5 protein-coding genes are annotated in these 13487 nt (G+C 45.2%); 4 read left to right on the forward strand and 1 reads right to left on the reverse strand.

All coding sequences use genetic code 11. From position 1 onward, the window contains the following. Positions 1–6 precede the first annotated feature (6 nt). Positions 7–6297 (forward strand): Ig-like domain-containing protein, encoded by a 6291-nt coding sequence (locus BLS69_RS19740; RefSeq protein WP_091035298.1) that lies wholly within the window; start codon positions 7–9, stop codon positions 6295–6297. Positions 6298–6510: 213 nt separating this feature from the next. Here the strand turns inward: BLS69_RS19740 and BLS69_RS19745 are convergent, their stop codons facing one another. Next, positions 6511–7137 (reverse strand): hypothetical protein, encoded by a 627-nt coding sequence (locus tag BLS69_RS19745; RefSeq protein ID WP_091035301.1) that lies wholly within the window; start codon positions 7135–7137, stop codon positions 6511–6513. Between the two features lie 481 nt (positions 7138–7618). Between BLS69_RS19745 and BLS69_RS19750 the strand changes: the two genes are divergently transcribed. The 3 genes from BLS69_RS19750 to BLS69_RS19760 all read left to right on the forward strand — a co-directional run bounded on the left by BLS69_RS19750 (position 7619) and on the right by BLS69_RS19760 (position 13390). Beyond that, entirely contained in the window at positions 7619–9994 is a 2376-nt protein-coding gene (locus tag BLS69_RS19750; protein WP_091035304.1) for an Ig-like domain-containing protein, read from the forward strand. 361 nt (positions 9995–10355) lie between these two features. Continuing rightward, positions 10356–12479, forward strand: coding sequence for a 5'-nucleotidase C-terminal domain-containing protein (locus BLS69_RS19755; protein WP_091035307.1), 2124 nt, complete (start codon positions 10356–10358; stop codon positions 12477–12479). A 365-nt stretch (positions 12480–12844) separates the two neighbouring features. Beyond that, complete coding sequence (locus BLS69_RS19760; protein WP_091035311.1) at positions 12845–13390, forward strand: 50S ribosomal protein L25; 546 nt, start codon at positions 12845–12847, stop codon at positions 13388–13390. Positions 13391–13487: the final 97 nt, after the last annotated feature.

Consider the following 13487-nt stretch of genomic DNA (forward strand, 5'->3'; position numbering starts at 1 on the left):
CTAGATATGAACAACGATGGCTTTAGAAAATTTATTTCAATTGCGCTCACGGTCTGTCTAATATTTGGGCTTAGTGGTCTTACTCCTTTAGACGGCTCAGTGGCCAATGCGGCAATCGCTCCGACTATGGCGGAGACGAACTACGACCAGTACCAAGTCAAGTTAACTGCCGACCCGGTGACGGATGCGCCACCTAGCGGTTTTGGCACAGCGGCATCAGACGGACGTATTTGGACTGACAAGAGCGTTACGGCAGAGGGTGATGGCAGTTTTAATGTCAAATTGTCAGCGTTAGCACAAGAATATATGACCGCAAATTCGACCAATCCAGGTGTCGGAGGGAGCGGCAATGCTGACGGTCCTGCGGCGGACGTAACCTTTATTTTGGACATGAGTTCGTCTATGGGAAATCTAAATGGGAGAGAAATAGCAGAAACAGCAGGTGGACCTGGTGTGTACTATCGTGTGGAAGCGATGGCCAAGGCAGCCAACGATGCAATCCGCACAGTCATGGATGCCAATCCCAATAACCGCGTTGCGGTTTATTGGTTTGGAGGATCGGCTAGCTCCAACCACCTCGGCACGTTTATGGAACTAGGACACTACGTATTTAGTTCAGGACATGGAACGGAAGATTATTTGAAATATGCAACATCGAACCAAAACATCACATTGAACAGCAATCTAGTCAAGGATGGTACGGCCGTTGGAACGAAGTCGCCAGTCTCGCTAGGGGCAGGTACGCCAACGCAGGACGGTATCATGTATGGCGTCTCCAAGACGATGAGCAGTGTGGGAACTAAGGGCACGGGACCTAAGCGCCAGCCTTACTTGTTCCTTCTATCAGATGGGGCGGCAATTCATGCCAAGAAGGCATGGTATACTTCGCCCAAAGGCAAATCGTTTGAAACGGATTTTCAAAATGCAGTAACCGAAGCTACAACGATTGCAAACTACAATCAGAGTGGCACTGATGGTACCAAATACGTACCAGCTACTGCCGGCACCAGTCTGGCCAATACAGGTGATCCGGAAATTGCTGCGTTGACTATACTCACGGGCGCATATATGAAGGGTCTTTTAGATAATCAGTACACTGCATACAATGGAGGAGAATCCACTAAAGCCAAAGTGTATACAGTGGGACTGGGTTCCACAACGGCAATTAATGGACCATATAGTGGTAGCCAGCCAGTCTACGCATGGGCAGGTCTTGACCCGAAAAGAGTCAACGATAATAAGGAAGACAGTAGTTATAACTATGGTACGGCAAAGAATACCTATGACAAGCTGAAAACGTATGCTGCTCAGGGGCCAAATGGTTTTAACTACGCAGATTCTTTTGTTTACAGTAATTATTACACATTCGCTCCAACCTATGACATTGTCAGTTCAGCTTTTGCTGGGTTGGCCAATGATGTAGAAGCTACTACGACCATACTTCCGCTTCTCAATATACCGGAGACTACCGATCTTGGCTCAGAGACAGCCGATATAGCAAGTGCAATTGTTGTTGCAGACGAAATCAGCGAGGACTTTAATGTTGATCTGTCCACGTTGAAAATCGGTGACGCTGTCGCAACGGTGGATGCAAATACGACGATAAATGGCGGTACAGCGTATCAATTTGCTGGATACGGAAGTAAAGCCGTCATTAAGACAGTCGCAGGTGTTACCAGTCTCACTTGGTATATCGACGCAGAAGATATGCAACGGCATATTTATCGCTTCAAGAACCGGACAAGCCCAAAGTCGGGAGAATATAGTGCACCAACAGACGGTTCATTTGCACTCAACTATAAAGTAAAACCTACTTTTCAGGTATCTCCCAATAATGTAGGAAACATATCTCGCTACTTGAATTCAGGTAATGCCATGGATGGGGCCAAAACAGCGGCTTATTTCTTCCCGCCTACGGACAGCCCTTACTATCTTGCTTTAACGAGTAAGCAGACGATCTCCAAAACAGATGGAATTGGTGCAACTTATGTAACCGAAGAGTCACTGAATAATGGAAGAGCGACGATGAAACTTGGAAACAACGGTAAGCTTGATCTGAAGATGGGGATTGACAAGACAGGTCCCACAACGGTTCAGACCAACGGATCTATAGACTACACAGTTACAATCTATAACTATACGAATACGACAAAAACAGGTCTTAGTGTCACCAGTGAGGGCCAAACACAAACGGGAATTGATGTACCCGCGAATAGTAGTAAGGTGCTGAGCTTCACGAAAACGGCACCAGGTACACCGCAAACTGTGATCAGCGACAATGCTGTAATTTCGGGGATTAATCTTGGCTCTAATACAGTAACTACCAATGTAACGGATGTGACAACAGCTGTGGTCACCACGCATGTCATCGAAGCCATTGGAGGCACGACTGAAGGGGATAATACCTACAATATTGGTGACTCAGCAACAATTAAGGCAAGCGCAGATCAAGGATATGCATTCGTGGGATGGTATGACAACCAAGCAGGTACAGGTACTCCAGTAAGTACAAGTGCAGCATATACGTTTACCGTTCAGACGGATGTAGGCTATTATGCTAAATATGTTATGCTGCCAGTCGCGGAGAATGACACGTATAGTGTCTTAAGAGGAGATACGCTCACCGTTTCGGCACTAGAGGGCATCTTGATGAACGATACGGATGCGGAGGGACGTCCACTTACGGCGGGGGCTATCAGCTCTGTCAGCGACCCGAGCAAGGGCACTCTGAATGTAAGTCCTGACGGATCATTCACATTCGTGGCAGATGAGGAAGCGTCCGGTAACGTTACGTTTACTTACCAAGCAGACAATGGCATCGCCCAGTCAAACGTAGCTACGGTGACGATTGCGATTACTCTACCAGTTTCTACGCATGAGCCTATTGCGGAGAATGACACCTATCGCATTAAGAGTGGAGATACGCTCACTGTTCCAGTTGAGGCAGGTATACTCAAGAACGATACCGATGATGAGAATCATCCGCTTACGGCGATGAATGTCAGCTCAATCAGTGATCCAAGCATGGGCATGCTGAATGTGAGCCCTGACGGATCGTTCACGTTCATTGCGGAGGAGAATGCGTCCGGTAATGTTACGTTTACCTATCAAGCCTTTGACGGAACCGTTTATTCGAGTGTAGCTACGGTGACGATCACAATTACGTTGCCAATCAATACACATGTCATTGGAAATGTCGGGGGCACGACTAATGGTGACGATGCTTATGGGCTTGGCGAATCGGCAACAATTGCGGCTAACCCAAGTCTGGGCTATTCATTCGTGGGATGGTATGAGAACGAAGAAGGCACAGGCATTCCAGTAAGCACGGATGCGTCATACACCTTTACTGTTCAGACAGCCGGAGACTATTATGCAAAATTCAGAGCGGTGCCAGTTGCCGAGAATGACAGCTATCAGGTTGCAAGAGGGGGTAAACTTACTGTCCCGGCGGAAAAAGGAATTTTACTCAACGACACTAGCGCAGGGAATGATACGCTCACAGTAGTGAATATTAGTTCAGTTAGCGACGCAAGCAAGGGTACACTGACGGCCAACTCGGATGGCTCATTCACGTTTGAGGCAAAAGAGGAAGCATCAGGAAGTGTGACGTTCACGTATCAAGCTTCTGACGGAACAGGTCAGTCCAACATAGCTACGGTGACGATCACAATTACCAACCCGAGCATTGTTGGAACGGTGACGGATAAGAAAACCGGAGACCCGGTATCCGGGGCGACAGTCATTTTACGTGACCTTGCAGGTAAGGAAAAGGAGCGGTTCACGACAGGTTCAAATGGTAAATATAATTTTGAAAATGTCGTGATCAATAAATATATTCTAGAAGTGATTAGTGATAAGTACAGCTTGGCTCATCGAGAAATCTCAGTATCCACGGTCAACGTTAATACGAATGGAGTTGTCATCCAGGACTTTGAGCTTGTCGAGTTTGAAATGACGTTGACGGCCAACCCATCGTCCATACTTGGTAACGGCACGTCAACATCTGTCTTTAAGGCGGTGGTGACTGATAAAGAGGGTCATCCTCAGGCAGGGGTCCAAGTTGTATTTAAAGTGCCGGATACAACATACGGCCATTTTGCTGGGGACTTGAATACGATAAGCGTCTTGACGGACGCACACGGAATCGCAACTACAACCTTCACGGCGGCTATACTTGGCGGTACGGAATCTGCATCTATACCATTAACGGCAACGGTTGCTGACAGCCCCAGAGATCTCTATGTGAGTGATACGATTCATATTACGATCACCCCTGGTGTTATTACGGGTATTGTCACAGACCAAGCGGGTCACCCCGTAGCAGGCGCTTTGATTAAAGTGAGCAAAGATTTTGATGGTGATGGTATTACTGATTTTCATGCTGTTGCAGTTACAGCGGGCGATGGGGCATACACCCTAGCTATACCGCAGGGTAATGTGACATACGATGTATCCATTACAAAGCAAGTAGAGATTGGTGGACAGAAAAAATCCGTCACGTTTAATCAGAGTGTTCCAGTAAATGCTAGTGTGGATGGTCGATCCTTTGAGGGGAATAAAACAGTCTCTGGTGTTGTCTTGGTGGAAACATCGCAGGGTGGCTCCCTGGCACTCAACGGAACTGTGGGCGGCGGTTACACGGTGTTGATCAATGACGGCAATGGGACTCATACAGGCCAAATTGATTCCAATGGAATATTCAATATCGACAGTGTACTTAAGGGCATCTACACTGCCGATGTCATCTATAACATTCCGCTCCCGGGCGGTGGAACACAACCTGTTGTTGTTGGTCATGCTGATATTGAAATCAGTTCAGACGGACAAATCAGCATTAGTGAGGTGCTCATTGACCCCTACGGTACAATTACCGATTCCGTGACGGGTCATCCAATATCCGGTGCAATCGTTACACTTCATTACAGCAACGGAACGGTTGTCAACTTGCCACCTGTGAGCAGCTTCCCGCCAGCGGATAACGCGAACCCGCAGACGAGTGATGCGACTGGGCAGTATGCGTTCATGGTATTTCCGCATACGGACTACTACTTAACCGCGACCAAGGCAGGATATAAGAATTTCGACAGCAGAGTTGTCGATACGAACCAGCCGCTAATTCATGTAGGTACGGAGATCGTGCTGTACGACTTTAGCATGACGCCACTGCCGTCATCCAACGGAGGGGGCTCTCCAGTTGTAACGACTGATCCTGTAGGGCCACCAGTCACAACGACTGAGCCTGCACCACCGAAGACCATAACGACCAAGCCCATTGATCTTGCCACAGCTATCCTTGTGGACAAAATGAAGGGCAGAGAAGACGATATTCTAACCTTCACCGTGATTTACGCCAATAAAACGTTGACTGAGGCTGATGGCTTGTATGTTAAAGCTACTATCCCGGCGGGAATGAGTTTAGTTGATGCAAACGGCGGCGTCGTTACGGGCCAAGAAATAAAATGGAATGTTGGTAAGCTGGCAGGAGACACACGTGGTCAATTGACGTTTAAACTAAAGGTTAACGAAATGACCGAAGGCGAGAACTATGCTTCTGTTACGGCTGTTGTTGGCTCAGATCATAAGCTTACGCTTGTGAATACGCAAGACGATACGTCCTTGATTAAAGTGATGTTGTACTCTAACCGTTATGAGCACAAACATGATCGATATATTATGGGGTACCCAGACGGTAATGTGAAACCTGAAAAGCTCATCACTCGTGCAGAGATTGCAGCTATTTTTGCCCGGACACTTCATTTGCAAGATGAGGTTCGACACATCAAGCTGTACAGCGATGTCGCTACGGATTACTGGGGTGCCGATTATATCGAAGCAGTTGCAAATAAAGGGATATTCAAAGGCTATGCAGATCTTACATTCAGACCGGATCAGCCCATTACAAGAGCAGAGCTGGCGACAGCCATTGCTCGTTATCTCGGCGTTGCCAAAGAGCTCAAGATGGACCATACTTTGAGAATCAGCTCGTTTACAGATATTGAGGGGAACTGGGCGGAGCAGTCTATCGATGAAGTTTTCCGTTTCGGTATCGTATCAGGGTATAAGGATGCTTCTTTCCAACCTGGAAGTCAGATTACCCGAGAGGAAGCCGTTAAGATGATTAATGGGATGCTGTATAGAGGTCCTCTGACTGGAGCAGAACCTTCATATCCTGACAACCGTTTGGACAAATGGTCATATGGACATGTCGAGGAAGCCACAAGAACCCATACGTATAAAATCAATGAAGATGGCTCGGAAACGATGATCAAGTATATCCCGGAAGATCTGTGGTAATTTTGCATCGTGAATACACTCAAACTTAGTAATAAGTAAGTGCACGCTATCTTAAACTAATCTGAGGGATCTCATTAGATTCCTCAGATTTTTTTGCTATCTGGTTATGTACATACATATTGGTGAGTGGACCCAAAAACGTTAGACACAAAAAAGAGCCGCAAATCATGCGACTCTTTTTTGTCTTTCTGTACATTCGAGTTCGTTTCCCTTTTAACGCCCGCCCGTATTCGAAGCCCAGACAGGAATCCAACTATTCGGATAATTGCTATTGGTCAGGGTTGTGTTATAGAGAACCAAATTCCCATCACTTTGCATGACCAGTGTATCACCTGTTGTGTTAGCCGGTAAGCTGCTCCCGTGATGACCTGGAATCCATGAGGTGGTATTGGGAGACCAAGCAGCTACCTGTACAGAAGTATCAATCATCAAAACTTTATCCCATCCCCAACCGGTGTAATATTCGAATTTACCTGTAGCCGGGTTGAAACCATAACGATAACCATATTGGTAAACGTCTTGATATTTCATGCCATATTTATAGATGACAGGTTTCCCGTACTGTGATTCAAAGTTGAACGAAAGAGCCCCACTGTTACTGGTACCGCTACTCCAAAGAGAAGAACCGTTTTGATAGATAACAAAGTTCCCGTCATTCTGCCAAATGGCTGAAAATCTACCATCTTGGGAGGTGAGATAGTCACCCTTCGCCATGCTTTGACCGATCGTGAGCTTATCACCAAGATAGCCGGCAGAAGCCGTCGCTGGTACGGCAAATGCAAGAATCAACAAGCAAGCCATAAGAATTCGAAAAGATCTGGGGAAAAGTTGTCTGTTCATTGGACACGCTCCTATGTTCTTTGTAAGTGGTAGTTACAGGGAAAATCGATATATAATGCTCTCCGGGGTCACCTCCTTTAATAGGCAGTAAGTTGCTTGAATACATCGTATGTAAATGGATATGTGTTAACTAGAGTTGAGGGGGTTGAGGGCCACGGAAGGTTGCTATTATAACTGCCCATACATTTGACGAAAAAAACGAATATTACTTTTTATACCATTATATCAACTAAAAAGATAAAATACATAATTTTCTATTAACTTCTATCTGTTCGATAGTGGAAGGCATAAATGAATACTTTTAACTAGTCTCACTCTCGACTTGCAGTTAGTAGTTCTGCTGTGGCAAACGATTTATTTTTATTTGTGGATATAGGAATTTGGACGAATGTGTCGAATGATTGATTAGATTGAATTTGAGGTATTTCAGAAGGGTTTCAGATGATTTTTTCATCCAGAGGAAAGATACGAGGAGGGTCATATGAATTTTGGCAAAAGGATAGGGAGCTTCATTCTGGTCTTGTCTCTCATTACAGGACTGTTGTACTTAAAACCATCGGATAAGGTGTATGCTGCGGCTCCAACGTCAACAATCACAATGGATAATACGCTGCTGAGAATTGGCAGTACATCAAAGGTAACCTTTACGTTCTCGGAAGCGGTACAAGGGTTGGATTATGGCGACTTAACCGTTCCGAACGGCACACTGACTGCACCTGTCTCTTCTGATGGAGGCATTACGTGGACCGCAACTCTCACACCTAAACCCGACACTACAGATGCAACCAACGTCATTACTCTCGACAATGGGGGTGTGATGAATCAGGACCGTAGTGTAGGTATAGGAACGACCACTTCGAACAATTATGAGGTCTATACCGCCCGGCCAAAGGCAACGATTGTTGTAGCCGATACAACACTGACCATTGGTAAGACATCACAGGTAACGATCACACTCTCTGAGGCCGTGACAGGTTTTACCGTCGCAGACCTTGCGGTGACGAATGGAACAATTCAAAATCTAGCCACCAATGATAATATTAGCTATACAGCAGAACTAACCCCGCCTGTCGGCATGACTGCTGGAACCAACAAGATTACACTCGATAATACGGGTGTGGAGAATCAAGGCGGCATTGAAGGCATAGGAACAACAGACTCAAATAACTTCGCAATCGATACAGTAAGGCCCACAGCAATGATTTTCGTAGCCGATGCTGCACTGACTGCCGGGAAGACATCGCAGGTTACCTTTACGTTTTCCGAAGCAGTTACAGGCTTTACCAATGACGACCTGACCGTTGCAAACGGTACGCTGAGTGCCGTTAGCTCTTCCGATGGAGGCATTACATGGACCGCGATATTGACGCCGGCTGTTGGCACCACGGATGGAACGAATATCATTACGCTTGATAATACAGGCATCAGTGATATTGCAGGCAATGCCGGAACGGGTACGACGGATTCGAATAATTATACGGTTTATACCGCCCAACCAACGGCAACGATTGTTGTAGCCGATACAACGCTGACCAGTGGCAAAACATCAGCGGTAACGATCACATTCTCTGAGGCTGTGTCGGGTTTTGATAATGCGGATCTGACGGTTGCGAACGGTACCCTGAGTGCTGTTCATTCATCCGATGGGGGCGTGACGTGGACAGCTACGTTAACACCTCAAGCTAACGTGAGCAAATCGGTCAATGTCATCACCCTTCAGAATAATGGAGTGTCCAACGGTGCTGGTAATGCAGGACAGGGTATAACGGAGTCCAATCCGTATTCAGTTTTCACTGTACAGCCCGTACAAACAACAAGTCCGAGTACTCCTTCTGCACCAACGGCTCCGATAGACAATACAGTCACTTCAACAACGGGTAAAATAACCGTTCCGGTGGGCAAATCAGGGTTGGTTAGCTTGGGCAAGGAGATTCAAATCTCAATTCCAGCAGGGGGATCCCCTCAAGAACTGACTTTATCGATTGATAAAGTATCTGATACCGAAACTCTGCTAAGAAATAAAGAGATTCTGGCCAGCCCGGTATTTGAGCTTCTGAAGAATTTCACAGAGAACTTTCTCAAGCCGGTAAAAATGACATTTACATTTGATTCATCAGGTCTTGAGAGTCACCATTCGGCAGCTGTATTTTATTATGATGAAGTGAATAAGGCATGGGAGAAAGTGGATGGCGGTATTATAAAAGGGAACCAAATCATAGTCGAGGTCAATCACTTTACGAAGTATGCTGTCCTTGTTGTAGATAAAACCAGCGGAAAGCCGGTCTTGAATAATCCAGTTGAACCCACCACGGAACCTGGTTTTAGCGATATCTCGGGACACTGGGCAGAAGCAAGAATTAAACAAGCTTTAAGCAGCGGTATGATTACCGGTTATCCGGATGGAACGTTCAATCCGAGGAAGAACGTCACACGTGCCGAGTTCTCAGTCATGCTGATGGGTGCGTTGAATTTACAAAAAACAGAAGTGGAACTGGTATTCTCAGATAAAACCGAGATCGGAACTTGGGCCAAAATGGCAGTCTCGCAAGCCGTGCAAGAAGGCATTATTAGCGGTTATCCAGACGACACGTTCCGGCCGAACGCCAATATCACACGTGCCGAGATGGTAGTGATGGTTGCTAATGCACTCAAGGTATCTACTACAGGCAATGCTACAACGTCTTTTGCAGATGACAAATCTATTCCTGTTTGGGCAAAAACCTCTGTGGCCGCTCTGAAGGAACTTGGTCTTGTAGAAGGCATGGGTAACAACGATTTCAAACCTAAAGCACAAACCACCAGAGCAGAGGCTGTTGTTATATTAATGAACATGTTAGATAAAACCAAAGTGGAATAGTGGTTAACGGAGGAGAAATATCTCTACCTTTATAGAACAGAAAAGTAGATTTGGGGGGTAGAGGTACCCTTGAGACTGACTGCTGTGAATTATTAATATGAAGGAAAAAAGGCACCCTGCAGGGTGTCTTTTTTTAGCCAGTGTACTATGCTGAACGTACCCAGTAGGTGATAGCGTAAGAAGAATTGAGCTGCGTGTCAGAGCACTAATAGTGAAGTTTTGGCTGAAATGTAACATGTCATGTTGCTGTTCTATCAATCTCTCAACTTTTTACATAAATTTTATATATTTAATGATTTTTATGAATTGAACTATGGTAAAATATCTCAGGATCTAAAATTGGAGAGGGGTTTTTTCATTCATGTTTTGGAAAAAAGTTTTGGGCAAAAGTACACTGCGTGTAGCTACTGCTGCACTATTACTCACGCAACTATTGGGCGCAGCGGGTTCTGTCTCTGCCGCAGGTAACGATGTAGAAGTACACTTGATTGGAATCAATGATTTCCACGGTCAGTTAGATACCACATCAATGGTGGGTGATAAGAAGGCAGGAACGGCTCCAATTCTAGCAACCTACCTCAAAGAAGCGCAAGCCAAATATGAACACTCCCTACTCTTCCATAATGGAGACTCTGTTGGTGCATCTGCTCCAGCCTCATCTTTGGATCGTGACGAGCCTACCATGGAATGGATGAATATGATGGGCTTTGATGTAGGGTCCTTAGGGAATCATGAATTTGACCAAGGTGTCGCTGCTTTGAAAGCACAAATCTTTGGTGGCCTTGATCCAAAAGAAGGAAAAGTAACGCATGCCGGTGCAAAATTTGATTACGTCAATGCAAACGTGATTGAAACTGCCACAGGAAAAACATTGATTAAGCCGTATGTGATTAAAGAAGTGGGCGGAGTCAAAATTGGATTTATCGGACTAGTGACGAAATCCACACCTGCCAAAGTATCTCCATCTGGGACAGCTGGCCTACGTTTCTTAAGCGCAGAAGAAGAAGTGGAAGCCGTTAATAAATATGCTAAAGAATTGCAAGACCAAGGCGTAGAAACGATCATTGTTTTGGCACATGATCCAGCAACAACCAAAGAAGGCGTAACCACTGGAGAAGCAGCTGATCTGGCAAAAGCTTTACCGGCGGATTCCCCTGTTGACGTTATCGTTGCAGGTGACAACCATGCTTTGGCTAACGGTGAAGTGAATGGAAAGTTGATCGTGCAAGCTTATTCCTATGGTACGGCGTTTGAAGATATCAAGCTGATGATTGATCCTGCCACCGGGGATGTAACTGAAAAATCAGCGACTGTTACAACGACTTTCCAAGAGGGTGTAAAAGAAGACCCTGAATCTTTAGCTATTATTAAAAAATCATTGGACAAGCATCCTGAGCTGACGAAGCCAGTAGGTACAACGGATGGTTCCGTCACTCGTACAGATGCTTATAATAACGAAGCCCCTCTAGGCAACCTCATTGCAGATTCAATGCGTGAAGCAGACTTTGGGGATAAGGCAAGTGCTGCTGACTTTGCATTTATGAATCCAGGCGGTATTCGTGCGGATCTGCCACAAGGCGATGTAACCTTTGCTGATCTTGCCAAAATCCAACCGTTCGGTAACACTCTAGTGAAGCTGGAACTGACTGGCGAACAAATTAAAACTTTGTTGCAACAACAATGGGGTACCAACGCTGACGGTACACCTAATACCAAAACACTTCAAATCTCTGGTTTGAAATACACTGCAGATTTCAATAAGCCGGTCGCAGAACGTGTTACTGGTCTTAGTCTTGAAGATGGTACACCTATTGATCCTGCAAAAACATATACTGCTGTAGTTAACAACTTTATGGCTGCAGGTGGAGATAACTATAAAGTGCTGCTGGATGCTAAATCATCCCTGGCAGGTCCTATCGATCTGGATGTATTCTACCAATACATCGTAGATACGTATAAAGGCGGTAGCATTGAAGCTAAAAATGAAGGACGTATCACAAACCTGGCTGCATCTACTGAGCCAACAGAAACACCTGTAACAACAGAAGTCATTTCTCGTGCTGAATTTGTAAGTGCTCTGGTCGACATGTTGAAACTTAACGAAGTAGCTACAGCACCTGCATTCAAGGATGTTGCAGCTAATGCTGCATATGCAGACGCGATTGCTGAAGCTACGCATGCTGGATTCATTCAAGGGTATGGTGGAAACTTCTATCCTGATCGGGATATCACGCGTGAAGAAGCAGCTACTATTCTTGCTAAATTGGTAAAAGATCAAGCTACCGATAAAGAAGCTGCTACGATTATTGCTAGTTTCGAAGATGGTAAATCGGTGTCTGCCTATGCAATTAAACCTATGGCAAAACTGATTGACAAAGGTATTTTTGCTGGAACAGATAAAAAATCGCTTCAACCTAAACAAGGTCTTACTACTAACGATGCAAAAGCATTAATTGAAAAAGCTGTTGCAGCAAAAGCTTCATAATGTAGAACTTATTCAAACTTTATATTAATAGGGGCTCTTCCTGACAAAGGAAGAGCCCCTTCTGCTATAAATACTAACAGCGGTTCTTCACCAGCAATACCTTTACTCATCTGTTCGATTACTTCGGGTTGATCGACAAAAAGATGTTTCTATGATAGGGTGGAGGCATCCCATAGGCATTCTACTCTTCGGAGTAGAGTGCCTTCATGTATATTATGGGAGCTTACATTAAATGTATTTTAAAATCAATTGGATCGTATATGGAGGTGGTGATGCTATGTTTCTCTCTTTAGCCCCAACAGGGGATGGTTGGATGAGTATGAAAAATGTGAAAATATCATTTAATAAAGAGGAGCGAACATAGCATGACTACTCGTTTTCAAGCGGAGACCCGCATTCCATTAAATTCTTCTCGACTTAAGGATCTACGTAAATCCGGGCGTTTGCCAGGTATTGTGTTTGGCAGAAATACGGAGAATGAGATGATTCATATTCCAACAATAGAATTTCAAAAATGGTTAAAGCAAGGGGCATCTGGTTTTATTGAACTACAGTTTGAAGAGAAAGGCTCATTGACCGTATTATTGGAAGATCTTCAACGGGATTCGGTTACACGAGACTTGATTCATGTGGATTTTCAACAGGTGCAGACCAATGAGATCATGCGCACTAAAATTCCTGTCAAGTTCAACGGCACACCGATTGGCACAAAACAGGGCGGAGTCGTGCAAGTTCAATTATCTTCTATTGAAGTGGAGGCATTGCCGAGACACTTGCCAACGTCGATTGAATTTGACATTAGTGCTATGGAACTTGGAGAAACGTTACATGTAAGTGATGCAACGTTTGCTCCAGATGTAACGGTGATCTCTGAGGGGAATGAGTCTCTTCTCTCTGTAGTTAAACCTTAACAATTCCGAATTCGCAAAGCTGAATAAGTCAAAATTAGCCGTACGGGTGATCATCCGTACGGCTAATTTGTGCTGATCACGATATGTTGGCGTGCCC

The sequence above is a fragment of the Paenibacillus sp. CF095 genome (assembly GCF_900101225.1).
Classification (GTDB): Bacteria; Bacillota; Bacilli; order Paenibacillales; family Paenibacillaceae; genus Paenibacillus.